Origin of the sequence: Thalassovita aquimarina (assembly GCF_018219815.1) — a bacterium.
Classification (GTDB): Bacteria; Pseudomonadota; Alphaproteobacteria; order Rhodobacterales; family Rhodobacteraceae; genus Thalassobius; species Thalassobius aquimarinus.
The window spans coordinates 1-26,634 of record NZ_JADMKU010000011.1 but is presented as its reverse complement, the minus strand read 5'-3'; the positions used below and the strand labels follow the sequence as shown (position 1 = coordinate 26,634).

25 protein-coding genes and 1 tRNA gene are annotated in these 26,634 nt (G+C 62.8%); 10 read left to right on the top strand and 16 right to left on the bottom strand.

Going from position 1 to position 26,634, the window contains the following annotated elements:
- The first annotated feature begins 232 nt into the window (after positions 1–232).
- The 4 genes from IT775_RS12790 to IT775_RS12775 all read left to right on the top strand — a co-directional run bounded on the left by IT775_RS12790 (position 233) and on the right by IT775_RS12775 (position 3,613).
- Positions 233–1,639 carry an amidase gene (locus IT775_RS12790; RefSeq protein WP_212701512.1) on the top strand — a complete coding sequence of 469 codons (1,407 nt, stop codon included), beginning with the start codon at positions 233–235 and terminating at the stop codon, positions 1,637–1,639.
- A 68-nt stretch (positions 1,640–1,707) separates the two neighbouring features.
- Positions 1,708–2,481, top strand: coding sequence for a DUF2189 domain-containing protein (locus IT775_RS12785; protein ID WP_212701511.1), 774 nt, complete (start codon positions 1,708–1,710; stop codon positions 2,479–2,481).
- Positions 2,482–2,618: 137 nt separating this feature from the next.
- Positions 2,619–3,020 (top strand): c-type cytochrome, encoded by a 402-nt coding sequence (locus tag IT775_RS12780; RefSeq protein ID WP_212701510.1) that lies wholly within the window; start codon positions 2,619–2,621, stop codon positions 3,018–3,020.
- Positions 3,021–3,358: 338 nt separating this feature from the next.
- Positions 3,359–3,613, top strand: coding sequence for an EF-hand domain-containing protein (locus IT775_RS12775; RefSeq protein WP_212701509.1), 255 nt, complete (start codon positions 3,359–3,361; stop codon positions 3,611–3,613).
- A 71-nt stretch (positions 3,614–3,684) separates the two neighbouring features.
- On the opposite strand, the gene ilvN is transcribed toward IT775_RS12775, so the two are convergent.
- The 4 genes from ilvN to IT775_RS12755 all read right to left on the bottom strand — a co-directional run bounded on the left by ilvN (position 3,685) and on the right by IT775_RS12755 (position 8,457).
- Positions 3,685–4,245 carry an acetolactate synthase small subunit gene (gene ilvN, locus IT775_RS12770; RefSeq protein WP_212701508.1) on the bottom strand — a complete coding sequence of 187 codons (561 nt, stop codon included), beginning with the start codon at positions 4,243–4,245 and terminating at the stop codon, positions 3,685–3,687.
- A gap of 66 nt (positions 4,246–4,311) precedes the next feature.
- Positions 4,312–6,066, bottom strand: coding sequence for an acetolactate synthase 3 large subunit (locus tag IT775_RS12765; RefSeq protein ID WP_212701507.1), 1,755 nt, complete (start codon positions 6,064–6,066; stop codon positions 4,312–4,314).
- Between the two features lie 316 nt (positions 6,067–6,382).
- Complete coding sequence (locus tag IT775_RS12760; RefSeq protein ID WP_212701506.1) at positions 6,383–7,027, bottom strand: response regulator transcription factor; 645 nt, start codon at positions 7,025–7,027, stop codon at positions 6,383–6,385.
- Positions 7,027–8,457: a cache domain-containing protein gene (locus tag IT775_RS12755; protein WP_212701505.1), complete on the bottom strand. Its 1,431-nt coding sequence runs from the start codon at positions 8,455–8,457 to the stop codon at positions 7,027–7,029. Before IT775_RS12755 ends, IT775_RS12760 begins: the two co-directional genes overlap by 1 nt.
- A 237-nt stretch (positions 8,458–8,694) precedes the next feature.
- On the opposite strand from IT775_RS12755, the gene IT775_RS12750 reads away from it, so the two are divergent.
- The 3 genes from IT775_RS12750 to IT775_RS12740 all read left to right on the top strand — a co-directional run bounded on the left by IT775_RS12750 (position 8,695) and on the right by IT775_RS12740 (position 13,186).
- On the top strand, positions 8,695–9,780 hold the full coding sequence (locus IT775_RS12750; RefSeq protein ID WP_212701504.1) for a TRAP transporter substrate-binding protein: 1,086 nt from the start codon (positions 8,695–8,697) through the stop codon (positions 9,778–9,780).
- A 100-nt stretch (positions 9,781–9,880) separates the two neighbouring features.
- On the top strand, positions 9,881–10,816 hold the full coding sequence (locus tag IT775_RS12745) for a TRAP transporter small permease subunit (protein WP_212701503.1): 936 nt from the start codon (positions 9,881–9,883) through the stop codon (positions 10,814–10,816).
- Positions 10,817–10,831: 15 nt separating this feature from the next.
- The gene (locus IT775_RS12740; RefSeq protein ID WP_212701502.1) at positions 10,832–13,186 is read left to right on the top strand and encodes a TRAP transporter large permease; all 2,355 of its coding nucleotides are present in this window, start codon (positions 10,832–10,834) and stop codon (positions 13,184–13,186) included.
- 170 nt (positions 13,187–13,356) lie between these two features.
- Here the strand turns inward: IT775_RS12740 and IT775_RS12735 are convergent, their stop codons facing one another.
- The 4 genes from IT775_RS12735 to IT775_RS12720 all read right to left on the bottom strand — a co-directional run bounded on the left by IT775_RS12735 (position 13,357) and on the right by IT775_RS12720 (position 15,801).
- Positions 13,357–14,181, bottom strand: coding sequence for an arginyltransferase (locus IT775_RS12735; protein ID WP_212701501.1), 825 nt, complete (start codon positions 14,179–14,181; stop codon positions 13,357–13,359).
- Positions 14,182–14,296: 115 nt separating this feature from the next.
- The gene (locus tag IT775_RS12730) at positions 14,297–14,746 is read right to left on the bottom strand and encodes an RDD family protein (RefSeq protein WP_212701500.1); all 450 of its coding nucleotides are present in this window, start codon (positions 14,744–14,746) and stop codon (positions 14,297–14,299) included.
- A 61-nt stretch (positions 14,747–14,807) separates the two neighbouring features.
- Positions 14,808–15,224 (bottom strand): DUF2852 domain-containing protein, encoded by a 417-nt coding sequence (locus tag IT775_RS12725; RefSeq protein ID WP_212701499.1) that lies wholly within the window; start codon positions 15,222–15,224, stop codon positions 14,808–14,810.
- Between the two features lie 109 nt (positions 15,225–15,333).
- Positions 15,334–15,801 carry a YbaK/EbsC family protein gene (locus IT775_RS12720; RefSeq protein WP_212701498.1) on the bottom strand — a complete coding sequence of 156 codons (468 nt, stop codon included), beginning with the start codon at positions 15,799–15,801 and terminating at the stop codon, positions 15,334–15,336.
- Between the two features lie 129 nt (positions 15,802–15,930).
- On the opposite strand from IT775_RS12720, the gene IT775_RS12715 reads away from it, so the two are divergent.
- Positions 15,931–18,711 (top strand): [protein-PII] uridylyltransferase family protein, encoded by a 2,781-nt coding sequence (locus IT775_RS12715; protein ID WP_212701497.1) that lies wholly within the window; start codon positions 15,931–15,933, stop codon positions 18,709–18,711.
- A complete protein-coding gene (locus IT775_RS12710) occupies positions 18,708–18,977 on the top strand; it encodes a hypothetical protein (protein WP_212701496.1) in 270 nt (89 codons plus the stop codon). Before IT775_RS12715 ends, IT775_RS12710 begins: the two co-directional genes overlap by 4 nt.
- Here the strand turns inward: IT775_RS12710 and IT775_RS12705 are convergent.
- The 7 genes from IT775_RS12705 to IT775_RS12675 all read right to left on the bottom strand — a co-directional run bounded on the left by IT775_RS12705 (position 18,974) and on the right by IT775_RS12675 (position 25,419).
- Positions 18,974–19,903, bottom strand: coding sequence for an AEC family transporter (locus tag IT775_RS12705; protein ID WP_212701495.1), 930 nt, complete (start codon positions 19,901–19,903; stop codon positions 18,974–18,976). The two genes, IT775_RS12710 and IT775_RS12705, sit on opposite strands and share 4 nt — an antisense overlap.
- A 71-nt stretch (positions 19,904–19,974) precedes the next feature.
- Complete coding sequence (locus IT775_RS12700; RefSeq protein WP_212701494.1) at positions 19,975–20,772, bottom strand: MBL fold metallo-hydrolase; 798 nt, start codon at positions 20,770–20,772, stop codon at positions 19,975–19,977.
- Positions 20,772–21,578 carry a TatD family hydrolase gene (locus tag IT775_RS12695; RefSeq protein WP_212701493.1) on the bottom strand — a complete coding sequence of 269 codons (807 nt, stop codon included), beginning with the start codon at positions 21,576–21,578 and terminating at the stop codon, positions 20,772–20,774. The genes IT775_RS12700 and IT775_RS12695 overlap by 1 nt, the downstream gene beginning before the upstream one ends.
- 18 nt (positions 21,579–21,596) lie before the next feature.
- Entirely contained in the window at positions 21,597–22,718 is a 1,122-nt protein-coding gene (locus IT775_RS12690) for a DNA polymerase III subunit delta' (protein ID WP_212701492.1), read from the bottom strand.
- A 1-nt stretch (position 22,719) separates the two neighbouring features.
- Positions 22,720–23,343, bottom strand: a complete 624-nt coding sequence (gene tmk / locus IT775_RS12685) for a dTMP kinase (RefSeq protein ID WP_212701491.1) — start codon at positions 23,341–23,343, stop codon at positions 22,720–22,722.
- The gene (locus IT775_RS12680) at positions 23,340–24,500 is read right to left on the bottom strand and encodes a D-alanyl-D-alanine carboxypeptidase family protein (protein WP_246525557.1); all 1,161 of its coding nucleotides are present in this window, start codon (positions 24,498–24,500) and stop codon (positions 23,340–23,342) included. Before IT775_RS12680 ends, tmk begins: the two co-directional genes overlap by 4 nt.
- Before the next feature lie 22 nt (positions 24,501–24,522).
- On the bottom strand, positions 24,523–25,419 hold the full coding sequence (locus tag IT775_RS12675; protein WP_212701489.1) for an SPOR domain-containing protein: 897 nt from the start codon (positions 25,417–25,419) through the stop codon (positions 24,523–24,525).
- 200 nt (positions 25,420–25,619) lie between these two features.
- Here IT775_RS12675 and IT775_RS12670 point away from each other — a divergent pair.
- Positions 25,620–25,709: transfer RNA gene (locus IT775_RS12670), tRNA-Ser, on the top strand.
- A gap of 239 nt (positions 25,710–25,948) precedes the next feature.
- Here the strand turns inward: IT775_RS12670 and IT775_RS12665 are convergent.
- Entirely contained in the window at positions 25,949–26,446 is a 498-nt protein-coding gene (locus IT775_RS12665; RefSeq protein ID WP_212701488.1) for a hypothetical protein, read from the bottom strand.
- Between the last annotated feature and the right edge of the window lie 188 nt (positions 26,447–26,634).

Genomic DNA, 26,634 nt, shown 5'->3' with positions numbered 1-26,634 from the left:
GTCGTCTGAACGGGCCGTTTTGAACCGCTTGCCGCGCGGGGTTCCCGCCCGTACCGCCGGGCGGGGCAGGGGGGAAGACGCGTTCGCTTCGTCGTTTCCGGTGTCCTTCCTAAGCCTTTCGCATAGGTTTCCCTTCAAATGCGCGGCCGTAGGGGCTTGCGCCAAAGCCGCACTTGACCCATTTGTAGCAGCGCGGATGGTTCCGTCGTTTTTGTTGTGGGAGTCTTGAGTTATGGATTTGCTGGATCGGGATGCGCTTGAAATTTCGGCCCTTCTGGAAACGCGCGAGCTGAGCGCGGAAGAGCTGATGAAGGCCACGCTCGACCGGATCGGCGCTGTCAACGGCAAGGTCAACGCGATCATCTCGATGTGCGACCCCGACACGCTGATCGCCGAGGCGCGCAAGGTCGACAACTCCCCCCGGCGCGGCTGGCTGCACGGGATTCCGCTGGCGGTCAAGGACCTGGCCAATGTGGCGGGGATCGAAACCTCGATGGGATCGCCGATCATGGCCGGGCAGATCGCCAAGGAGGATTCCATTTTCGTCAGCCGGATGCGCCGGGCCGGCGGGCTGTTCATCGGCAAGACCAACACGCCGGAATTCGGCCTGGGCAGCCACACGTTCAACCCGGTGCACGGCCACACACACAATCCCTATGACCTGTCGAAATCCGCTGGCGGATCGTCCGGCGGTGCGGCGGCGGCGCTGGCGTCGCGGATGCTGTGCGTGGCCGACGGGTCGGACATGATGGGCAGCCTGCGCAACCCGGCGGCCTGGTGCAATGTCTATGGCTTCCGGCCCAGCTGGGGCCGGGTTCCCTCCGATCCCGAAGGCGACATGTTCCTGCACCAGCTGTCCACCAACGGCCCGATGGGGCGGTCGCCCGCAGACATCGCGGCGCTTCTCGAAGTGCAGTCGGGCTGGGACCACAACCAGCCGCACGGGTTGTTGCCGGAGATCTATCTCGACCGGATGATGGGAGATCTGGCCTATGCCCGGATCGGCTGGCTCGGTGACTGGGGCGGCGCCTACCCGATGGAGGAAGGCGTCATGGACACCTGCAAGGAGGCGCTGAAATCCTTCGAGCAGATGGGCGGTATCGTCGAAGAGGTGGCCCCGCCAATGCCCGCCGAACAGTTGTGGAGCGCCTGGATCACGCTGCGGTCCTGGGCCGTCGCGGCCAAGCTCGGCCCGCTGCTGGAAACCCACCGGGACGAATTGAAACCCGAAGCGATCTGGGAAATCGAACTGGGCCTGAAGCTCAGTGCGATGGACGTGCACCGCGCCAGCGTGGTGCGGACACAATGGTTCCGCAAGGCGGCAGAGCTGTTCGAGGAATACGATCTGCTGGTGATGCCCACGGCGCAGGTCTGGCCTTTCCCGGTGGAGCAGCGTTATCCGAAATCCATCGCGGGCCACGCCATGGATACCTATCACCGCTGGATGGAAGTCGTGGTGCCGGTCAGCCTGATCGGTCTGCCCTGCCTGAGCGTCCCGGCGGGGTTCGGTGAAAACGGTCTGCCGATGGGGCTGCAACTGGTCGGCCCGGCGCGCGGCGATTTGCGGGTGCTGCAGCTGGGCCAGGCCTGGCACGAAGGGACCCAATGGGCCGGGAAACGCCCGCCCTTGCTGTCGTAGAGCTTGATTTTGTCCTGAAAACCCCCTCCCATACTCAAAAACAAGAATATTTGTATGGGAGGATACGAATGCCGGATACCCCTTTGCCGGGTGCCCCCGAATTTGGAGAGGTGACTTTCGCGACATTGGCCGAGGCCTTGCGCCGGGGCTGGGCGGACATGAAGCGCGCGCCGGGCTTCGGCTGCGTCTTCGCCGCTTTCTATGTCGTGTTGGGGTTGATCATGGCCTGGGTCACCTACGTGACCGGGCAAAGCTATTGGCTGATCTTCGCGGCGGTGGGGTTCCCGCTGATCGGACCCTTCGCGGCGGTCGGACTGTACGAGGTCAGTCGCCGGATCGAGCAGGACCGGGCGATGGACCTCTACCAGATCTTCGGCGTGGTGGCGAAGCAATCGAAGCGCCAGTTGCCCTCGATCAGCGCCATCATCATCTTCATGTTCCTGTTCTGGTTCTTCATCGCCCACATGATCTTCGCCCTGTTCATGGGGACGATGACGATGACCAACGTGTCGTCTTCCTTCGACATCTTCCTGACCGCCAACGGTCTGATCATGCTGGGGCTGGGCACGGCGGTGGGCGCGGGGTTCGCGCTTCTGCTTTACATGGTCACCGTGTTGTCCCTGCCGATGCTGCTGGATCGTGAAGTCGACTACGTCACCGCGATGATCGCGAGCTTCAGGACGGTGCAGGAAAACCTGTTTCCGATGCTTGCCTGGGCGGCGTTCATCGCCGCGATCACTTTCGTCGCGATGTTGCCGGCATTCCTGGGGCTGTTTTTCACCCTGCCGCTGCTGGGGCATGCCACCTGGCACCTTTACCGGCTGATCTGCCGCGAAGGCTAAGGCGGGCCTCGCGGCCCTGCATTGATGCAGGTCAACGTATTCGGATTGGTTATTTCGTACCGATTAATGAGTGGGAACTTGTATTTCGCGGCCGTCTTTGCGTGTCGCATAATCCATTAACCAGGAGGAGAAGACCAATGCATAAAAGGGTTCTTTTCGCGGCCGCTGCCGTCGCGGCGATCTTTAGCGGGCCAACCTTGGCCGATGAAATGACAGATCCCGGAAAAACGACCTTCATGCAATATTGCGCCGCCTGCCATGGCGAATATGGCATGGGACAGGGGGCGGTCGCCGATGTGCTGACCACCGAAGTGCCCGACCTGACCACGCTGGCGGCGCGCAATGACGGGGTTTTCCCGATGCTCCAGGTGATCCATGTGATCGACGGCCGCACCGGGGTGCGGGCGCATGGCGGGCCGATGCCGATCTTCGGCGCGCTGTTCTCGGATGATCAGGATTTCGGCCCCTATGGCGGCCCGGTCTATACCCGCGGCAAAATCCTGTCGCTGGCCTATTACCTGGAATCGATCCAGAAATAACGCTTCCGGCGACACCCTGAAACTCGCCCGCAACCGCGCCAGTCCCTGGCGCGGTTGTTTCGTTTGGGGCCGATTCCCGTCATGGGCGGCGCTTTGCCGATCCGGCCGGGGCGGCAAAACCGGCGCCGGGCCGCCCAATCGCGGGGCCGCTGCCGGTGATGTTCCGCCGGGGCCGATTTCTGCGCCAAACCCTGCCCACGGGAATCGCGGAAATTCGCGGCGGACCGCCGCAAACCGGCCCTGGCCCGCCCGCCGCTTCCCGCTGCCGCGCGGTGATGATCGGATAGTCCCAGGACAGGCACAGTGCCGTCCGAGAAAACTGACAAGAGGATATGAAAATGCGTATCGCAACACGTCTGAACACCGCCGCAATCGCCCTGACCCTGGCCAGTCCGGTTCTGGCCGAGCAGATCGACGCCAGCCTCGATACCGATGGCGACGGGTCCTACAGCTTCGCCGAGCTGTCGGCGGCTTTCCCGGATCTGACCGAAGAACTTTTCGCCGAATTCGACATTTCCGCCGAAGGCCTGCTGGACGCTCAGGAAGTGTCGGAGATGAAAAAGGCCGGCGCCTTCCCGATGAAGCAAGGCTAAGAAAAAGCCCCCCGGCTTGGCGCCGGGGGGCATTGCTCGCAGAATTGCGTGACAGACGGGCAGGCGCCGGGTCAGGCCCCGCGCGACAATGCCGCGACGCCGGTACGCGCCACTTCGATCAGGCCCAGCGGGCGCATCAGCTCGGCGAAGGCATCGATCTTTTCCGGCGTTCCGGTGATTTCGAACACGAAGCTTTCCAGCGTGCTGTCGACCGCGTTGGCGCGGAAGATATCGGCCAGGCGCAGCGCCTCGACCCGCTTCTCGCCGTCGCCGCGCACCTTCACCAGCGCCAGTTCGCGTTCCACCGTCGCGCCCTCGACGGTCAGGTCGTGCACGTCGTGCACCGGCACGATCCGGCCCAGCTGCGCCTTGATCTGTTCGATAACCTGCGGCGTGCCCTCGGTGACGATGGTGATGCGGGAATAATGGCCCAGGTGATCCACCTCGGCCACGGTCAGGCTTTCGATATTGTAGCCGCGGCCGGAAAACAGCCCGATCACGCGGGCCAGAACGCCCGGTTCGTTGTCGACGATCACCGCCAGCGTGTGGCGTTCCTTCTTGTCCGAAAAGGTCGGGCGCAGGTTGTAGGCGGAATGCTTGGTCGAGCCTTTTTTGATGTGTAGAGCAGCCATGATGTCTTCTTCTTTTCAAAAATATCCACGGGGGTCCGGGGGCCGTCAGCCCCCGGGGCTCGGGGCCTAGACCAGGACCGCGCCGGAAGACCCGATCGCGTCCTTGGTGCTGGCTTCGCCCAGAAGCATCTTGTTGTGGGGCTCGCCCGACGGGATCATCGGGAAGCAGTTTTCGTGCTTTTCCACCAGGCAGTCGAAGATCACCGGACCGTCATATTCCAGCATTTCCATGATCGCGTCGTCCAGATCCGCGGGGTCGCTGACGCAGATGCCCTTGCAGCCAAACGCCTCGGCCAGCTTGACGAAATCGGGCAGCGCCTCGGACCAGCTTTGCGAATAGCGTTCGCCGTGCAGCAATTCCTGCCACTGCCGCACCATGCCCAACCGTTCGTTGTTCAGGATGAACTGCTTGACCGGCAGACGGAACTGAACGGCGGTGCCCATTTCCTGCATGTTCATCAGCCAGGACGCTTCGCCGGCGACGTTGATCACGAGGGCGTCGGGATGCGCCATCTGGATCCCGACCGAGGCCGGTAGGCCATAGCCCATGGTGCCCAGGCCGCCGGACGTCATCCAGCGGTTCGGGTCTTCGAAGCCCAGATACTGCGCCGCCCACATCTGGTGCTGGCCGACCTCGGTACAGACATAGCGGTCCATCCCCTTGGTCAGCTCTTCCAGCCGTTGCAGCGCGTATTGCGGCTTGATGGTCTGGCCTTCCTGCTTGAACTTCAGGCAGTCGATGGCCTTCCAGCCGTCGATCTGCTTCCACCAGGCCTGCAGCGCCTCGCGGTTGGTCTTGCGGCCGCGCGATTTCCACACCTTCAGCACGTCTTCCAGAACGTGGCCGACATCGCCGACGATCGGGATGTCGACGCGGATCACCTTGTTGATCGAACTGGGGTCGATGTCGATATGGGCCTTTTTCGATTTCGGGCTGAAGGCGTCGATGCGGCCGGTGATCCGGTCGTCGAACCGCGCCCCGACGTTGATCATCAGGTCGCAGTCGTGCATCGCCATGTTGGCCTCGTAAAGCCCGTGCATGCCAAGCATGCCCAGCCAGCCCTTGCCGCTGGCGGGATAGGCGCCCAGACCCATCAGGGTCGAGGTCACCGGGAACCCGGTAGCATCGGCCAGTTCGCGCAACAGCTGGCTCGCCGCCGGGCCGGAATTGATCACTCCGCCGCCGGTGTAGAAGATCGGCTTCTTGGCGTTTTCGATCGCCTCGACCAGTTCCTCGATCTCGGCCATGTCGCCCTTTATCTGGGGCTGGTAGTGGCTGATCTCGATCTTCTGCGGCTCGACATATTTGCCGGAGGCGAACTGCACGTCCTTCGGGATGTCGATCAGAACCGGGCCGGGGCGGCCCGACTTGGCGACGTGGAACCCTTCGTGGATGGTGCCCGCCAGCTTGTCGGTATCCTTCACCAGCCAGTTGTGCTTGGTGCAGGACCGGGTGATGCCCACGGTGTCGGCTTCCTGGAACGCGTCCGAGCCGATCATGAAGGTCGGCACCTGGCCGGTCAGTACCACGATCGGGATCGAGTCGAGCAATGCATCGGTCAGGCCGGTCACCGCGTTGGTGGCGCCGGGGCCCGAGGTCACCAGGACCACGCCCGGCTTGCCGGTGGAACGGGCATAGCCCTCGGCGGCATGCACCGCGCCCTGTTCGTGACGCACCAGCACGTGGCGGATATCGTTTTGCAGGAAGATCTCGTCGTAAATCGGTAGCACGGCGCCGCCGGGATATCCGAATACGACATCCACGCCCTGATCCTTAAGGGCCTGGACCACCATTTTCGCTCCGGTCATCTGACGTGTCATCTTTTCGCTCCGTTTACGACGTCAATAAATCAGCCAATAAAAAGCCCCCGATTTTCAGTCGGGGGCGCATGGGGTTCCATTATGGTGTCCGTTACCGGCCCATGCGCCATGTTCCTACGATTACGACTAGCGTTTGCATCGTCAGAGGCTCCTTAAAGTACTGGCCGGAGTATTATGGGCGGGGGCAGGGGGCGTCAACCGAGAAAAAAACGAAAAGTGTCGCCCGCGACAGTTTTTCTTTGCAAATATTGCGCGTCTTACCCTGGTCGGCGACATTCGGCGGTGCAAATGGCGCCCGGGGCGGGCAGGCCAGCTGTCAGAGGACCACGCCGGTTCCCTGCAGAACCCCATGTTCCAGCGCATAGCGGGTCAGGCCCGCGGTCGAGGAAATGCCCAGTTTGCGCTTGATGTTCTTGCGGTGGGTTTCCACCGTGCGCACCGAAATGTCCAGCGCGATGGCCACTTCCTTATTCGACTTGCCCTGCGCCAGCTGCAGCAGGATCGTCTGTTCCCGCTCGGTCAGCTGTTCACGGGTTTTGCCGTCTGGCGGGGTCAGCGATCCCTGCGCGCCGGTGCACAGGTAGCGCTCGCCGCGCATCACGGCATCGATGGCGGCCTTGATTTCCTCGGTCGGCACGTCCTTGAGGACATAGCCCATCGCGCCGTGACTCAGCGCCGAGCTGATATATTCGCGGCTGTCATGCATCGACAGGATCAGCACCCGGGTTTCGGGGCAGCGTTCGAGGATGATCTCGGTTGCCGAAAGCCCGCCGATGTCGGGCATGTTGAGATCCATCAGCACCACGTCGGGGCGCAGGGTTTCCACCGCTTCGATGATTTCGCGGCCCTTGTGGAAGGCACTGACGATTTCGATATCGTCATAGGCTTCCAGGATCGACTGGATGCCTTCGGCGACCATCGGGTGATCATCGACGATCACGACTCTAACGGGGTTTGTCATCAGATTGCTTTCTTCGGCGTCTCGGAGGGGCGGTCCGGCGGCAGCAGGTGGTTGAGAGGCACGATCGCTTCGATCGTTGTTCCGTCACGCCCCGACTGAATTTTAAGGGTTCCGTCCAGCTGTTCAATCCGTTCCTGCATGTTGCGCAATCCCAGCCCGCCCAGAGTTTCGCCGGTGTCGCGATCATGTGACCCGGACAGGCCGCGGCCGTTGTCGCTGATGCGCAGCGTCGCCCCCTGGCGGTGGCCGCGCAGATCGACCGTGACCTCGGTGGCATCGGCATGGCGTTCGACATTGGTAAGCGCTTCTTGCGCGATGCGGTAAAGCGCGATCTTGCTGTCCTCGTCAAGCCGGTTGCGGAACACAACCGTGTTAAAATCGACATTGATCCCGGTGCGGATGCTGAAATCCTCGCTCAGCGTCTGGATTGCCGGGCCAAGCCCGAGGTCGTCGAGCGCACCGGGGCGCAGGTCGCGGCTGATCCGGCGTACTTCCTGGATCGCGCCGGACAGATGATCGATGCCCTTGTCCAGCGTTTCGCTGGCTCTCTCGTCGCCGGCCTGAAACCGCCGCCGGGCGATTTCCAGCGCGTAGCGGATGCCGACAAGGATCTGGCTGATGCCATCATGCAATTCGCGCGCGACGCGGCCTCGTTCTTCTTCCTGCGCGTCGAATACCCGCTGGGTCAGCTTTTTCAGCTTGGCATCGGCCAGCCGGCGTTCGCGGATATTGATGACCATGCCGGAAAAGAACACCAGCAGCAGCGCCGCGAGGGTGATCACGCTGATATAGATGAAGGTACGCTGTACCCGTTCCTCCACCTCGGCCCGGGTCGAGGCCACGTGCTGCAGAATGTCATCGATGAACACGCCGGTCCCCACCGCCCACCGCCAGGACGGGAAAGAGGTGACATAGGTGATCATCCGCGCCTCTTCCCCGGTCGAGGGTTTCGGCCACAGGTGTTCGACATAGCCCGCCCCCTGCCGCGCGGTGGCGATGAAGTCGGCCACCACCGGGGTGCCTTCGCTGTCGGTCAGGTCCATCCAGTTGCGGTTGATCAGGTCGGTCTGGCGCGGGCTGACCAGATTGTTGCCGTCATAGTCATAGACGAAGAAGAATCCTTCCTCGCCATAGATCATCGCCGACAGGATCTGCATCACCTGCTGCTTGGCGGCCTGGTCATCCGGTGCGGCGCGGCCATAGACGAAGTAGAATCCGTTGCGCGCCTGGGTCACGTAATTGCGCAGTTCGGCCTTCTTGGCCTCGATCAGCTGGGTTTCCAGCTGGCGAATTTCGCGCGCGGCCAGTTGCCGCGACTGGTTTGCCACCAGCAACGCGATCGCCGTCACGGCCAGAACAAGTGGCAGTGTGGCCAGCAGGAAAAGTTTCTGGCCGTAAGATGGTCGTAAGCTTTGCAAAAGCCGGCGCATGCGTGATTCGATACGCGCGATTCGCGCCGGACGCAAACCCACTTTGCGATTTGCAACGCCGAAAAGGCCGTTGGCAGAGGCCGATATTGGCCAGTTTTTTCGTTCATGAACATGTTTCTACGTACTAGTAGGTATTCCCCCGAAGAGGGTCTCTGGATAGGTTTGCGCCACTCGAAACGATCCGCACCTGGCCGTGGACGGGCCTGGCGTGCAGAGGAAATCTGGGAGGATTAATTTATGGATCGTCGTTCTTTTCTGAAAACTTCGGCTCTGGGCGGTTCGGCTGCTGCCGCGGCATCGCTGGCGGCGCCGGCTTACGCACAGGGCAAGCGTACCCTGACCATGGTGACTTCGTGGCCGCGCGGTTTTGCCGTTCTTGATGATGCAGCCAGCTACCTGGAAAAAATGGTCGGTGAAATGTCGGATGGCAGCCTGACCATCGACAAGAAGGCACCGGGCGAACTGGTTGGCGCGCTGGAAGTGTTCGACGCCGTGTCGTCGGGCCAGGCAGACATGTACCACTCGGCCGATTACTACTTCGGCGGCCAGCACCCGGGCTTCAACTATTTCACCGCAGTGCCGTTTGGCGGTACCGCGCAGGAAATCACCAACTGGTACTACCATGACGGCGGCGAACAGCTGCATGACGAACTGGGCCAGATCTTCAACCTGAAAGGCATGCTGGCCGGTAACTCGGGTTCGCAGTCGGGCGGCTGGTTCCGCAAGGAAATCAAGTCGGCAGCCGACTTCAACGGCCTGAAGTTCCGTATGCCGGGCCAAGGCGGCAAGGTGCTGGGCAAGCTGGGCGCATCGGTTCAGAACATCCCCGGCGGCGAACTGTATCAGGCGCTGTCTTCGGGTGCGCTGGACGGTCTGGAATGGGTCGGTCCGATGGCCGACGAACGCGCCGGCTTCCAGGAAGTTGCGAAAGTCTACTACGCTGCAGGCTTCCACGAGCCGGGTTCGGCGCTGGCGGCCAACGTCAACCTGGACGTCTGGAACGACCTGAGCGATCAGCACAAGGCGATCCTGCGTTATGCCTCGATGGCAACCACCCAGCTGCAGCTGTCGGAAACGCTGGCCAACAACGGTGCCGCTCTGGAACGTCTGAAGGCGCAGGGCGTCAAGGTCCTGCAGTTCTCCGACGACGTCTGGGATGCGTTCGGCAAGGCCTCGATCGAGGTCAAGGACGAGGACATGGGCGATCCGCTCTATGCTTCCATCCGCGAGAGCTTCGAGAAATCTCTCTACACCTCGTCGGAATGGATCAACCAGTCGGATGGCTTCTACGTGCAGCAGCGGAACCGTGTTCTGGGCGGCTGATCGTAGTCTATAAAACTTCAGGGGCTCCTGTTTTGCAGGGGCCCTTTCTGGCGTCTTTGCGCCAATCGAAATCCCTGCGAAGGGAAACACGGGGGAAATCATGCAGGAAGAAAGCTCTGTCACGCTCGGACAGATCCTGGGTGCATTGGGCGATGGCGTCGTCTGGTTTTTCCAGAACATTGCCATGGCGTTTTACAATTTCGGTTACGCGGTCTCGCATCCGCAGCTCTGGCTGGACTGGTCCGACAAGGAAGCGGTGATGCGCTTCGTCTACTACGGCGGGTCGGTCGAGTTCTTCTTCGTCGTCTTCACGGCGGTTCTGATCATCACGGCCATCGGCATGTGGCGCAACGGCTTCATGTGGGGCTGTGTGCGGGTGCTGGAAGGCTTCGCCAACACGGTCGGGCGCTTCTTCGCCTGGGCCGGTCTGCTGATGGTGCTGCAACAGATCATCATCGTGTTCATGCAGCGGATCTTCACCCGGCCCGATATCGTGTTCGGCTTCGGTATCCCGCTGCAATTCGACATCAGCTGGTATGCCGAGGAACTGAAATTATACAACGCGCTGGTGGTGACGCTTTGTGCCACCTACACCTTCGTCCAGGGCGGTCACGTCCGGGTCGACCTGATCTATGCCGGTGTGAAATTCCGCACCAAGAAGGTGATCGACATGTTCGGATCGCTGTTCTTCATGATCCCCGCGGCAACGCTGATCTGGATGTATGGCTGGTTCTTCCTGTGGCGGCACCTGATCGTGCCGAAGCCCTCGGCCAGTGACACGCTGGAACGGTTGCTGATGAAATCCCGCGCAATGCGCTGGAACGTGGAAACCATCGGTTTCTCGCCGAACGGCTTTACCGCCTACTTCCTGTTCAAGATTCTTCTGGTGGCCTTCTGCGGCATGGTCTTCCTGCAGGCGATCGCGTTCTTCTACCGTTCCTTCTTGGAATGGAAAGAAGGCGAGGAAAGTGAAAACAAATACCTCGACAAGGATAGCCTTGGCGAAGGTGAAGAAGCCTACGAAGGCACGCACTAAGGGGGCAGTGGGAACATGCTATTTGGACTTGATGGGGTCGAGATCGGCCTGATTATCGTCGCGCTATGCCTCTTCGGGGGCATTCTGTCGGGCTTCCCGGTGGCCTTCGCCATCGGCGGGGCAGGGGTGATTTCCTTCGGGATCATCGCCGCCCTGGACAGCGCCGGATTGTTGATACACCAGGCCATCGATACCGGTTCCGCCATGTATCAGGAACTGGTCAGTTCCGGCGTCAAACCCGATTCAATCTCGATCTTCCGATACCCGGACCTGCCAAGATTGGCCGAACCGATCTTCGTCAAGGGCTGGGAAACCGCGATGGACCGCAACGTGTCCTTCATCGTGAACCGGATGAACGAACGGGTGCTGGCCGGCCAGTCGATCGAAACGCTGCTTGCGGTACTGATGTTCGTGCTGATGGGCATTACGCTGGAACGCTCCAAGATCGCCAACGACCTGCTGACCACCATGGCGCGCGTCTTCGGGCCGCTGCCCGGCGGTCTGGCGGTGTCGGTGGTCGTCGTGGGTGCCTTCCTGGCGGCATCGACCGGTATCGTTGGGGCGACCGTGGTGACCATGGGGTTGCTGTCGCTGCCGACCATGTTGCGCAACAACTATTCGCCCGAAATCGCCACCGGCGTGATCGCGGCGTCGGGCACGCTGGGGCAGATCATCCCGCCCTCGATCGTGATCGTTCTGCTGGGTACGCTGGCAGGGGACCTCTATTCGGCGGCACAGGAAGCCCGCGCACAGGCGGCAGGGTGTACCGATGCGTTGACCTATCTGGGTGAACCGGCCGTCGTGTCGGTGGGGACGCTGTTCCAGGCGGCGCTGCTGCCGGGCGTGCTGCTGGCACTGCTTTATGCGCTTTATGCCTTCGGTTACGCACTGATGAATCCCTCAAAGGCACCGGCGGTCGAACTGGGCCATACCGGCCACGAACCGATTTCGCGCCGCGAAGGCCTGACCTGGTTCCTCGGCGTTCCAGTCGCCCTTATCGGTGGCGCATTCCTGCTGACCTCGGTCGGCCTGATCGGCAGCCAGAGCCTTGCTGTGGATACCTACACCGATGTCGGCACCGGCGCGTCGCTGCGCACCAATGTCGGCGATGAATGCAAGGCCGCGATGATCGATCTGCACGGGCAGGAAGCCTGGGACGAAGCCATCGCCCAGCAGCAAGCGATCGACGCGGCCGGCGGCGTGCAAGAAAGCCGCAAGCTGTCGCCCGAGGAAATCGCCGAACGCATCGCCGCCAAGGCCGAAGCTGCGGCACCGATCGGTACCGGTGTGGCGATCCTTCTGGTGATGCTGGCGGTGACCCTGGCCTGGGCGCGCGGCACCAGCCCGTCCGCGGACCCGCGTCCGCTGATCATCGGCGCGATCGGTATCATCCTGACCGCGCTGGTCGATATCCTGCTGGTGGGTCCGGCAACCAGTTCGGGCCGGATGGTCGTGCTGATGCTGATCCCCGCGCTGATCGCGCTCTATGGCTGTCGTCACGGCATCGAGCGGCTGGCCAAGAATGAACTGATCCGGGTGGTGTTCCCGCCGCTGGTTCTGATCATCGCGGTTCTGGGGTCGATCCTGGGCGGCATCACCAACCCGACGCCGGCTGCGGCGCTTGGGGCCGGTGGCGCGATCATGCTGGCGGCGTACCGCAAGCTGCGCGACGAGGAAAAGTCCGGCAAGGTCGTGATCTGGTCCACCTTCGCGGTGGTCATCACCATCCTCGTCGGGATCAACTTCGACCTGCGGATCAACCAGCCGGACGTCAGTTTCGAAACCTGGGTGGCGTTCTTCGTCGCCTACGGTGCCTATCTCTATGCCGCTTTCGGCCTGATCTACAGCTGCTATGTTCTGTTCCGCTCGGGCGTTCTGACCCCGGTGGTGCGCGAAACGGCCAAGGTGACCTCGATGGTGTTCACCATCCTGATCGGGTCGCAGCTGCTGAACCTCGTGGTGATCTCCTTTGGCGGGGAACATTACATCCAGCAGTTCCTGAAGAGCTTCGACAACGAATTCACGGTCTTCCTGATCGTGATGCTGGTGCTCTTCGTGCTGGGCTTCGTGCTGGACTTCCTCGAGATCATCTACATCGTGATACCGATCGTGGGCCCCGTCATCTATGGCGGTACCTTCGATCCGAAATGGGTAACGATCATGATCGCGGTGAACCTGCAGACCTCGTTCCTGACGCCGCCGTTCGGCTTCGCGCTGTTCTACCTGCGCGGCGTGGCCCCGGCGAGCGTGACCACCGCCCATATCTATCGCGGGGTGGCGCCCTTCGTGCTGATCCAGGTGCTGGGGCTGGCGATCCTGTGGTTCTTCCCCTCGATCGTGACGATCGTGCCGGACCTCATCCCGCACTGATCCGAGGGACAGACAAGAAAACGAAAGCCGCCCTTCGGGGCGGCTTTTTCGTCAGAGCGGATGGTCAACGAGGCCAAATACCCCGGCGCGGTGCGTGCGTAGTTTTTCGCATGGGGGTGTTCGTCACGGGGCCTGGCGCAATCGACGGGCCGGGAGCCAATCCGCAGGGATCAGAACTTCACCGGGTGGCTGAGATCGGGCAGCGAGATATTGGCGACCTGTTCGGCGATCGGATCGGTCGACAACGGGTGCAGTTCCGAAGAATAGGCATCGTCGCCCTGGAACGCTTCCCAGCGGCCGGCCTTGAACACTTCCAGCCCGGAGAAGCGGGATTTGTATCCCATCTTGCCGCTGCCCTGCACCCAGTAGCCCAGGTAGACATAAGGCAGGCCGGATTCGCGCGCAATCTCGATGTGATCGAGGATCACGTAGGTCCCAAGGCTTTCGCGCGTCAGTTTGGGATCGTAGAACGAATAGACCATGCTGGTGCCATCGGACAGCAGGTCGGTCAGGCAGACCGCGATCAGCTTGTCGGTGTCGCTGTCGACATATTCGATCACCCGGCTGCGGACCGGCGTTTCCTCGATCATCGCGGCGAATTCGAACACGTCCATGTCGGCCATGCCACCATCGGCGTGACGGCTGTCGAGATAGCGGCGGAACAGGTCGTACTGTTCCTCGGTCGCCCAGGGCGAGGTCGCCCGGCGGGTCAGCCGCGCATTTCGTTTCAGCGTGCGGCGCTGGCTTTTGTTCGGGATGAAGCTGTCGACCCGGATCCGCGCCGACAGGCAGGCGGCGCAATCGGTGCAGGACGGCCGGTAGAGCACGTTTTGCGAGCGGCGGAACCCCTGTTGCGACAGGCTGTCATTCAGCGCAGACGCACTGTCCCCCTGCAACGCGGTGAACAGCTTGCGTTCCATCCGGTCGGCCAGATAGGGGCATGGCTGCGGCGCAGTCACATAGAACTGTGGAGCAAGGGGTAAAGTATGTCGCATAGCATCCAATAACGAGAACCCGCTCGAAGATATCAGCCAAACGACTATGCGCCAAGAGTCGATCTTTCGGCATAATCGCCGTGTTTACGGGCAGATCGGCACATTCTTGCTTGGATCAGCGCCGCGCCGCCCGGTTCAGCGCCACGGTGCCCAGCATCCGGTCGCTCAGCCCCTGGCCATTGCCGGAGGTGGCCATCAGCACCACCGAGATCACCTGCAGCACGGGGATGGCGAAGGAAATGTTCAGCCCCAATGTGTGCAAAAAGGCGGTTCCCAGGTCGAAACGCTGCCCGTCACCGGTGCGGAATTCGATCGCGGTCAGCCACATCCCCGGCGTCGCCGACCGGTTGGTCAGGCTGATCACCCGGTAGGCAAAGCCCACCATCATCATCAGGAAGGGAAAGAAGAACAGCCCGGTAAAGGCGGTGAAGGGCAGGATCGCGACGCAGATCAGCACGATCAGGACCGTGTCGATCACGAAGGCGATCAGCCGTTTCAGCGGCACGTCGTCGTAGAATTCGGGCTGCATTTCGGGGTCGGGCAGATGCCAGTCGGGCTGGCGCATCGGTGTGTCCTTTCAAGCAGGGGCCGGCCCGGACGGTGCCGGGCCGGTCGTGGCGGTGCGATCAGGCGTCTTCTTCTTCGCGTTCCTTGGCCGCTGCGCGGGAACGTTCATCCATGAACTGGTCGAATTCTGCCTTGTCCTTGGCGTCGCGCAGGCGCTGCAGGAAGGCTTCGAAATCGTCCTGTTCACGTTCCAGCCGCTGCAGCGTGTCGGCCTTGTAGGCGTCGAACGCGGTGTTGCCGCTGGATTTCATCGCGTGGAAACCGTGGCGAGTGTGGCGTTTGCAGGATTTTCCGAACATCTGTTTGCTCCAGATCATATAGAAAAGAAGGGCCAGCCCGATGGGCCAGAAGAAGACGAAGCCCAGAACCATGGCGGCGATCCATGCGCCCTTGCCCTTGCTGTCAAGCCAGGCTTCGGCTTTGGACAACCATCCCATGGCCGGTCCGGTGGTCGAATATGAAGCGGCGGGTGTCATCAAATATCTCCGTTGCTGTCGAAATGTGAATGCCTTTCACATTAAATAAATTGGCACCCGGGGTCGCCATTGCAAGGGTTTATGTGAATGGTTTTTACATTAATTTGGATTATGATGTGAAATCAGCGGCTTGCGCGCCGGTGAGTCGGGGCAAATCAGAGGGGTGGAGTTCGAAGATATGGTGCGGCGTACCGGCGGCGGCCCAGATCGTGCCAAACTCCAGCAGCCTCGGGTCGAGAAAGGCGCGGATCGGATTGAGGTGCCCGACAGGCGCGACGCCGCCGATGGCGAACCCGGTCTGGGCGCGGATCAGCGCGGCATCGGCCTTGCCCAGCTTTTCGCCCGCCACCGCGCTGGCCTTGCCGGTGTCGACCTGATTGCCGCCCGCGGTCAGGAACAGGATCGCCTCGCCGCTGTCTTCGCCCCTGAAGATCATCGACTTGGCGATCTGGTCCAATTCGCAGCCTGCCACGTCCGCCGCCTGCTGCGCGGTGCGCGCCAGCCCCAATTCCTTGATCTCTGTGTCGATGCCGGCGTCTTGCAGCGCTTTTTTCACGCGTTTGAGGCTTTTGCTCATCGGAGGTAATCCCATTTGTTTCCCAATGGATTACCGATAGCGAAGAAGGAACCTCGCTTCCAGCCCGCCCGGGCCTGCAATTTGATCCCCGTCATTGACCACCCGATCACGGCGTTACATCTTGCCGCCATGACATTCGCATCCCGCATGACCCGCCAGCCCACAGCTTTCAACCCCGACCGCGGGAAAGAAGCGCGAGACCTGTTTGCCGACCTGCCGCCGGGGCTTGCCGGGCTGATCGAAGGGGCGGCAGGGTGCAGCCCCTACCTGTCGACGCTTCTGCACAAGGAAACCGGCTGGATCCTGCCCGCGCTGGAGGCACCGGAACAGGCGGTCGACACGCTGTTTGCCGATCTGCGCGAAATGGCCCCCGACCGGTTGCCCGATGCCCTGCGGCAGGCCAAGCGCCGTATCGCATTGCTTGCTGGACTGGCCGATTGCGCCGGGGTCTGGTCGCTAGAAGAGGTGACCGGCACCCTGACCCGGCTGGCCGACCTGTCTTGCCAATTGGCGCTGCAGGCCACGGTGGGGGCGGAAATCCGGCGCGGCAAGCTGCCCGGCGCGACCGAAGACGACGTTGAAACCGCCGGTGGCATGGTCGCCTTCGCCATGGGCAAGATGGGCGCGTTCGAACTCAACTATTCATCAGACATCGACCTGATCTGCCTGTTCGACGAAACCCGCTACGACCGTTCGGATTATCACGATGCGCGGTCTTCGCTGGTGCGGGCGACACGCAAGATGGCGGCGATGCTGTCGGACCTGACCGGTGAAGGCTACGTGTTCCGCACCGATCTGCGGCTGCGCCCCGATCCGTCGGTCACCCCCGTTTGCATGGCGATGGCCGCGGCGGAAACCTATTACGAAAGCCTTGGGCGGACCTGGGAACGCGCCGCCTACATCAAGGCGCGCGCGGCGGCGGGCGACCTGAAGGCGGGCGCGGCATTCCTGGAAACGCTGCGCCCCTTCGTCTGGCGCAAGCATCTGGATTTCGCCGCGATCCAGGACGCCCACGACATGCGCCTGCGCATCCGCGAACACAAGGGACTGGGGGGCGCGTTGGACCTCTACGGTCACAACATGAAGCTGGGCCGGGGCGGCATCCGGGAAATCGAATTCTTCACCCAGACCCGGCAGCTGATCGCCGGCGGGCGCGATCCGGACCTGCGGGTGCGCGGTACCGTCGACGGATTGCGGGTGCTGTCCGAGAAGGGATGGATTCCGCAGGACGCGGCGGCAAAGCTGACCGATCACTACCGGTTCCACCGCGAGGTCGAGCACCGCATCCAGATGGTCAACGACGCCCAGACCCACGCCTTGCCCACGAATGACGAGGGGATGCTGCGCATCGCCTGTTTCATGGGCCGCGACATGGACGACCTGAAAGCCGACCTGCGGCGCAGGCTGGAAGAGGTGCATGACCTGACAGAGGGGTTCTTTGCCCCCGACGCGGCCGCGGCGGCCGAGGAAACGATCGACCGCGAAATGGTGCAGCGTTGGCGCAGCTATCCGGCTCTGCGCTCGACCCGCGCCGTGGAAATCTTCGACCGCATCAAGCCGCGCCTGTTCCAGCAACTATCCCGCGCCGCCCGGCCCGACGAAGCGGTGCGCGCCTTCGACGGTTTTCTTGCCGGGTTGCCGGCCGGCGTGCAGCTTCTGTCGCTGTTCGAGGCCAATCCGCAGCTGATCGACCTGCTGGTCGATATCGTCGGCACGGCACCGGAACTGTCGGCCCACCTGTCGCGCCATTCGGGGGTGTTCGATGCGGTGATCGGCGGTGATTTCTTCACCGCTTGGCCGGGGCTGGCGGTGCTGCGCGAAGAACTGTCGAGCAAGATGACGGCGGAAACCGATTACGAACGCAAGCTCGACCTGGCCCGCCGCTGGTGCAAGGAATGGCATTTCCGCGTCGGCGTGCATCACCTGCGCGGGCTGATCGATGCCGATGGCGCCGCCGCGCAATATGCCGACCTGGCCGAGGCGGTTCTCGCCGCGCTCTGGCCCGAGGTGGTGGCACAGTTCGCGGCTAAACACGGGGATTGCCCCGGTCGGGGCGCGATGGTGCTCGGCATGGGGTCGCTGGGGGCGCGGCGGCTCAACGCGACCTCCGACCTCGACCTGATCGTGATCTATGACGCCGATGGCGTGGAGTATTCCGATGGCCGCCGCCCGCTGGCCTCGCGCGCCTATTACGCGCGGCTGACGCAGGCGATGGTCACCGCCGTTTCGGCGCTGCTGCCCGAGGGGCGTCTGTACGAGATCGACATGCGGTTGCGCCCGTCGGGCACGCAAGGCCCGGTGGCGGCCAGCCTGACCAGTTTCCGCGACTACCAGATGAACGAGGCCTGGACCTGGGAACATCTGGCGCTGACCCGCGCCCGCGCCGTTGCCGGTGATCCGAATGTCGCAAAAGACGTGGAAGCGGTACGGCGCGAGGTTCTAACCTCGTCCCACGATGCCGCCAAGGTGATCGCCGACGTGGCCGACATGCGCGCCAAGATCGCCGATGCCAAGGCGCCCTCGGGGCCTTGGGAGGCCAAGATCGGTCCGGGCCGGTTGCAGGATGTCGAGCTTCTGGCCCAGGCCAGCGCGGTGATGTTCGGTACCAGCGCCCAATCGATGCCCGAGGCGCTGGAGGACGCCGTGAAAGGCGGATGGTTGTTGGAAAAGGAACGGGAGGCGCTGAACGCGTCTTACCGGTTGTGCTGGAAATTGCAGATGGTGTCCAAATTGCTGACCGACAAACCGCTTGACCCCGACAGCATCGGGCAGGGGGGCTGCGACATGCTGCTGCGTGAAACGGCAGCTGCGGATATCGACGCGTTGCTGACCGAGCTGCGGCGGAAAACGCAGGCGGCAGGCGAAGCGATCGATGCGGCGCTGGCGCGCGACATATCGGTGCGGGCATGACGGCGGATCGGCTCGACCCGAAGGGATTGATCCGGGAAAGTTTCCGGATCGAAGGCATCGGCGAACCCGAATGCCGGTCGATCTTCCTCGACTGGGCGCTGAGCCTGCCCGATGGCAGCGACAGCCAGCAGGCGTTGCCGCTGCTGATCGAACGGCACGCGTCGGAGCCTGACGATCACCCGATGATGGCGGTGCTGCGCGAAGGGCTGGGGCAGGTCGGCGGCCCGAAACGGCGCGGCGGCTGGCGCGGCAGGCGCGGGCGCTAGGGCAGGATCTGCAGCCAGCCCCAGACCGTCAGGATCGACACCGCCGTGGCGACCAGCACCGAGGACGCCGCGACCCTTTTCCCGACGCCGTAGATATTGGCGAACAGATAGGTGTTCACCCCCGGCGCCATCGACGCGGTCAGCACCGCCGAACGCAGGTCGCTGACCGGCAGGTCGAATGCCCGGCCCAGCCCGTAGACGATCGTGGGATGCAGCAGCAGGCTGACCGCGATGATATAGGCGATCACCTTGCCGTCGCCCTCGGGCTTGTAGCGCACCAGCAGACCGCCCAGGCCGAACAGGGCGGCAGGCAGGGCGGCGCGTTTCATCAGGTCCACCGCCGCCGTCACCGGTTCGGGCAGCGCGATGTCGCCGAGGTTGACGATGAAGCCCAGGGCGATGCCCACCACCAGCGCGTTGCGGAACATCGCGATGCCCACGGTGCGCGCCACTCGGAACGGCGACTGGCCGCGGGCGCGGACGATTTCCATCACCGTGATCCCCACCATGTAGCAGAACGGCGCATGGATCGACACGATGGCGAAATTGGCGGCCAGCGCATCCACGCCATAGGCGCGTTCGGTGATCGCCAGCCCCAGCAGCACCGAATTGGAAAACAGCCCGATGAAGCCGATGGCGACGCTGTCTTCCCACGGCCGGCCGAACAGGAACCGCGCGCCCAGCATCCCGGCGGCGAAACCGCTGCCCGCGCCGATATAGAAGGACAGCATCAGGGCGGGGTGATAGCTGCGGCTGAGGTCGAGCGAGGCGATGGCCGAAAACAGCAGGCAGGGGATGGCGAAATTCTGCGCGAATTTCATCAGCCCGTCGATCTGGCCCGCGTTCAGGTATCCCTTCCAGGTCGCGAAATAGCCGAACCCGATCACCAGGAAGACCGGAAGGACGACGTTGAGAAGGTCTTGCATCAAACGGGGCCTTTGCGCGTGCGGAACGGGCTGGGCGCCTCCGGCGGGGGGGCCGCCAGGATGAAGGCTGCTCAGACCTGGTAGGAAATCGTCATGCCGTCATAGGCGGGAGTGATGTGATCGGGAGTTTCGTCGTCCAGCGTCTGGTAGTCGAGATCGATATGCATGTTGGTCAGGACCGCCCGGCGCGGCGCCACCTGCGCGATCCAGTCCAGCGACTGTTCCAGATGGGAATGGGTCGGATGCGGCGTGCGGCGCAGCGCGTCAAGCACCCAGCAATCCAGATCCTGCAACACGTCCCAGGCGTCGCCCTCGATGGTGGCGACATCGGGCAGGTAGGCCAGGTCGCCGACCCGGAAGCCGAGCGCGTCGATCGATCCGTGGCCGACCTGGAACGGGGTCAGGGTGATGTCGCCGCCCTTGCCGGAAATGGTGATGTCACCGTCGATGGTGTGCATGTCTAGGATCGGCGGGTACGGGCTGTCCTCGGGTTGGATGAAGGCATAGCCGAACCGCGAATACAGCGCGTTCTGGGTGTCGCCATCGGCCCAGACGTTCAGCCTTTTGCGCATGTTGAACACGATCATCCGCAGATCGTCGATCCCGTGCACGTGATCGGCATGGGCATGGGTGTAGACCACCGCATCGAGTTCGCCCACATTGGCATCAAGAAGTTGCTGGCGCATGTCGGGCGTGGTGTCGATCAGGACGGAGGTCTTGCCCGCGTCGGTGATCCGGTCGACCAGCATCGAACAGCGGCGGCGGTTGTTCTTGGGGTTGGTGGGGTCGCATTCGCCCCATTGACCGCCGAGGCGCGGCACCCCGCCGGACGATCCGCAGCCCAGAATTGTAAAACGCAGTTCAGCCATCACGCGGCGGCCTCATACTTGGCGGCCTTCCAGAACAGGCGGTCGAAATTGGCCTGTGTCCGGGCGGCGAAGTCAGCATATGCAAGCCCGAACACCTCGGCGCCCACCTGCGCGGTATGCACGGTGTAACCCGGTTCGTTGCGTTTGCCGCGGAAGGGTTTCGGGGCCAGGTAGGGGCTGTCGGTTTCCACCAGCACCCGGTCGATCGGGGCATTCGCGAAGATGTCGCGCACCTCCTGGCTTTTGGGGAAGGTGGCGATGCCCGACATCGACAGGTAGAAACCCAGCTCCAGCGCCGTTTTCGCCAGTTCGGGACCGGACGTGTAGCAATGCATCACGCAGGAAAAGGCGCCGTTGCGGTGCTCGGCGCTGAGGATATCGGCCATGTCCTCGTCCGCGTCGCGCGAATGGATGATCAGCGGCAACCCGGTGCGGCGCGCGGCCTCGATATGGATGGGCAGGCTTTGCTTCTGAATGTCCGCGCTGTCGGCCGTGTAGTGGTAATCAAGGCCGGTTTCGCCGATGCCGACGAATTTCGGATGCTCGGCCAGAGCGGTCAGCTCATCGACCGTGACCAACGGTTCGTCGGCGGCGCTCATCGGGTGGATGCCGGCGGCATAGAAGACGGGGGCGTATTTTTCCGCGATGGCGCGCACCTGCGGTTCCTGCCGCAGTTTGGTGCAGATGGTGACCATGCGGGTGACGCCAGCCTCCAGAGCGCGGGCAACGATGGCATCGCGTTCGTCGTCGAAATCGGGGAAATCGAGGTGACAGTGGCTATCGGTGATCTGGATCAGGTCGGTCATGCGTCTCTCGGGCTCTGGTCAGGCCGCGGCGGTTTTCTGTATCTTGAAAACCGTATCTAGGATGAGCGCGGCAGGGTCAAGGTTCACCGCCCGTCCGTGGCGGCTGCGCGCGCCGATCTCCTGCGCCAGATCGGCCCAGTCGCGGCCTTTACGCGGGGTGGGCGACAGGCGCTGCAGCAGGGCTGCTTCGCCTCGGGCGGCTTCGCGCTCGGGCGGGGCGCCGATGGCGCCGGTACGCGCCAGCCGCGCCATCAACAATTCGTTGAGGCTGAACAACAGGTCGAGCCGGGTTTCGGCGCCACGCGCGGTGGCCGCTTCGGCCAGCGCCAGCGCGCGGGACCGGTCGAGCCGGGGCAGGGTGTCGTACAGGCCGATCAGATCCTGGTAGATGTCGAGCCCATTGAGGTTCAAAAGCCGCAGCGCTTCGCCCACTGATCCGGCGGACAGTTCGGCCAAGGCTTCGGGGTTGGGGATGTCGGTGACGCCGGCCTGTTGCAGCGCGGCGGCCATGTCATCGGGCGCCAGCGGGGACAGCCGCAATTCGCGGCAGCGCGACCGGATCGTCGGCAGCAGGCGCGAGGGCTGATGACAGACCAGCAGGAGCGTGGTGTTGGCGGGCGGTTCTTCCAGCACTTTCAAAAGCGCATTGGCGGCCGAGACGTTCATTTCGTCGGCGGCGTCCACGATCACCACCCGGCGGCCGCCATCGGCGGCGGAAAGGCCGAAGAAGTTCTTCAGCTTGCGCACCTCGCGGACGAGGATTTCATTCGCCAGCTTGTCGCCCTTTTCATTCGGGCCGCGCCGCAGCAGGAATAGGCCGGGTTCCGACAGCGCCTGAATGCGGTGCTCAACGGGATGATCTTCGGGGATCGCCAGGCTGTCGGGTTTGGCCGGTTCCCCGAACAGCCCGCCGCCCTGATCCATCGGCGTTGCCAGCAGGAAGCGCGCGATGTGCCAGGCCAGCGTCGCCTTGCCGACGCCCTTCGGCCCGGTGATCAGCCAGCCGTGATGCAGGCGGCCGGAATTGAACGCGTCCAGAAACGCCGCCTCGGCCTTTTGCTGGCCGTAAAGCGTGCGGGTTTCGCGCGGATGCGGCGCACCCTCGACGCGATCGGGTTCGGGAAACAGTTCATCGGCCATGTCAGAGCCGCGCCTCGACCTGTTGCAATACGTCCGCCGCGACGGCGTCGATATCGCGGCCGCCGTCGATGGTGAGGAAACGATCGGGGAATTCCGCCGCCAAGGCAAGGAAACCGTCGCGCATTTTCTGCTGTAGCTCCGCGCCGAAGGCTTCGAACCGGACATCCTCGCCCTGCCGCGACAGGGCGCGGGTCAGTCCGGTTTCCGGATCCATGTCGATCAACACCGTCACGTCGGGTTCGCGCCCGATCATCAGCGCGTGCAGCTTGTCCACGTCTTCGCGCAGATCGCCGCGGCTGAGCCCCTGATACATCCGGGTGCTGTCGGCGAAGCGGTCGCAGATGACGATCTTGCCGGCGTCCAGAGCGGGCTGGATGGTGCGTTCCAGGTGATCGCGGCGCGCGGCGGTGAAAAGCAGGATTTCGGTTTCCGCCGACCATCGGTCGGGGTCGCCCTGCAGCACCAGCGCGCGGATTTCCTCGGCCCCCGGGGATCCGCCCGGCTCGCGGGTCAGGACCACGTCATGGCCGCGCGCGCGCAGCGCCTCGGCAAGCAATCGGGCCTGAGTGGATTTCCCAGACCCGTCGATGCCTTCGAAACTGATGAATGTGCCGGTCGTGCTCAAGAGGCGCCCTCGGGGCCCTGTTCCAGCCGGTGCAAAAGGGTGATCGCCGCCGTTTTCAGCCGGGTCACGAAACCGCCGGCGGGCACGTCACGATCGGCAACCAGCGGGAAGGAGGTTTCATCCAGCCCTTCGGGTTTCAGGATCAGCCGGGCGATTTCCTGGCCCTTGGCGATCGGCGCCTCGATCGGGCCCATGTAAACCACCTCGGCCTCCACCGCGTCGCCGCCGAGGGCCGGCATCAGCGCGCTCAGATCCTCGGCCGGGGTCAGCCCGACGCGCGGCACGTTGCCCATCCAGACATCGGCCTCCGCGATCACGGTGCCGGCCTTGGCGATCGGGCGCAGCACGAATTGGCGAAAGGCCCAGTTGACGATGGCTTCGGATTCCTCGGCCCGGGCGCGGGTGCTGTCGAGCCCGGAGATCACGAAGACGATGCGCCGGTCGCCCTGTTTTGCCGACCCGACAAGGCCATACCCGGCCTCGGAGGTGTGGCCGGTCTTCAGCCCGTCGGCGCCGATGTTCAGCCCCAACAGGGGATTGCGGTTGTGCACGTTCTGCGGTGCGCGGCCGTCAAAGGCGAATTCGCGTTCGGAAAACAGCGGGTAATACTGCGGGAAATCCTCGATCAGGCGGGTTGCCAGCAGCGCCAGGTCGCGCGTCGACATCCGGTGCCCGGCGGCGGGCCAGCCATTGGCGTTGGCGAAGGTCGAATTGGTCATCCCCATCTTCTGCGCCCGCTGGGTCATGTAGCGGGCGAACCCGGCCTCGGTCCCGTCCGGCGACAGCGCCTCGGCGATCACAACGCAGGCATCGTTGCCCGACAGAACGATGATGCCGCGCAGCAGGTCTTCGACCCGGATCCGGTCGGTGGTGTCGAGGAACATGGTCGAACCGCCGTAGCTCATCGCGTGTTCGGACACCGGCAGCTTTTCATCTAGGTTCAAGCGGCCGTCCCGCAGCGCTTCGAAGGCGATGTAAAGCGTCATCAGCTTCGACATCGAGGCCGGCGGCAGCGGCGTGTCGGCATCCTTGTTCAACAGCACCGTGCCGGTGTTCAGATCGACGACGAAGGCCGAGCGGGCATTGGTGTTGAACGCCGAAACCGGCAGGGTCAGGATCAAGCTGGCCAGCATGGCGGCCAGAACGGTTCGGATCATGCGAAACATTCGGGTCCTCTCGTCAGTTGCGCACGGCATAGGCGTCGGTGAAGCCGCTCTTCTTGACCTTGTCCAGCAGCGTGCTGCGTTCGGATTTGGAGCTTGCCGGACCGACCACGACGCGCCAGTAGGTCTTGCTCTGCAGGCTGGACGTCTTGACCGTCGGGATCATGCCGGCCCGTTGCATCATCGCGGCGGCGTTCTTTGCGTTGGCCTCGACCGAGAAGATGCCGATCTGCAGATAGGGTTTGTCCAGCTTCGAGGCTTTTGGCGCCGCTGCCGGTTTCGGTTCGGGCCGCGCTTCCGGCTTGATCCCGGCGGGGACGGTTTTGCCCTCGGCCTCTTCGATCGCCGCGCTGGCGGCGCTGACCGGGTCGAGAGGCGTGGCTTCGATCTCGGCCGGGGCGGTCATCGCTTCGGCACTGCTGTCAGGGGCGGGTTCGGGATCTTCGGCCACTTCCTCGCGGCGCAAGGCGGTGACGTTCAACTCCACCGGTTTGCCCGCCAGCATGCCCAGGGCCGTGGCAGCGTCCGACGATACCTGGAAACGCGGCCCGGGAATTTCGCGTTCGCGCCGGAACAGCGCGCCGATGACGAATTTCCCGTTGGCCTCATTACGGATGATCACCCGTTCGGGGTCGGTCACGTCCGGATGCGCCACCCAGACACCGCCGAGCGACGGCCGTCCGTCCCAGAGCCCGGCTTCGGTTTTCTGGAATACGTCGGGCGCTTCGATATCGCGCTCGATCAGCTTTACCGAGCGGGCAGGGGTGGCGTCGGCGCCTTCCTGCGGTTGTTTCTGGAACAGGTTGAAATTCGCGCCTTCTTCGCAGCCGCTCAGCCCGAAGGCCAGCCCGGCCACCACAAGCCCCTGTGTGATGCGCAGGAATTTTCCGTGTCGATCCGCCGTGAAGAACATGTCTGTCTCTCGCCTTTGTTCAGCGCCCTAGGACCAATCTGCCGGTTTTCCGGTCTGTCATTCGCGGCCCGGGGCGAACACCTCGACCATAGCTTATCCATATGTGTGCAACAAGGAAAGTGACTGGAGGAGGATCGGCGGATTTTCCCCGGCTCAGAGGCCTTTCAGAATCAATCCTTCCGGTTTAAATCAGTCGGACCGGAGGAGTGGCAGAGTGGTTGAATGCACCGGTCTTGAAAACCGACGTAGGTGAAAGTCTACCGTGGGTTCGAATCCCACCTCCTCCGCCACCATAATTTTTCAATTAAATCAAATACTTAATGGTCGATCGAATCGTCTTATTGGACCCGTTGTTGGGCCCAATGTTGGATAATTTGATGGCTGTTGCGAAACCTGTTCGGTCTGCGGCGTAGGTGACTGCTTGCCAAACGATGATTGGAAACATGCGCGAAGGTGCAAAAGCCCCCTGACGGGGGCTTGTCTGAATGGCATGTCTCGTTAATTTTTTGGCGGTCAGCGATAGCGCTCGTTAGGGCGCAGGTTGCGCCTTGCTCGCGAGCGTTACGCTTGATCGGGTCGTCGGGTCGTAAATTGAAATTTCCCAAGCCGTATCTGCGAAGCTAATCTTGGGAAAGCCGGTATCAACGCGAATTCCCGGCCTATCTAACCTACACACGGCGGGGTCGATGAAACCCTGAGAGGAGTAGCTACAGACAATAAATAGCCCTTCTGTGGAATGCGCTATTGCACCCCGTTCGCTCAGCGCCTGCGAAGGACTTTCCATCGGGCTCGACGTGGACAGTAGCCAATCTGTCCCATAGCTTTTGACAATGGTGTCGGGCAGTTCGGTGACCAACATGAAATTACGATCCGGTGTTGGGTTGTCCAGCAGCAGGAGTTCCTTTTTCCCATCTTCGTCAGCAACGCAGAGAGCAGAGTGGATTTCACCGCGAACTTGTATCGAAACTAATTCTCCATGTTCACACTCAGAAAATTTCTTAGCCTTGATATTGGGAAATAGGTGCATGCCAAATCCTCTCGCTTGAAAAACTGTAGGTCGTGTCAGAGTGACACCGAGCGCCCGTTAGGGCGCAGATGCGCGCGCAGATATAACGGGGTAGTCGTGGTGCTTTGCTCTTAGGGTCAGGACCCATTGATTTCCGCCGGGTGGCGTGATTCACCGTTCGAAAAACGAGCGGTAAAATGTCTGACCTT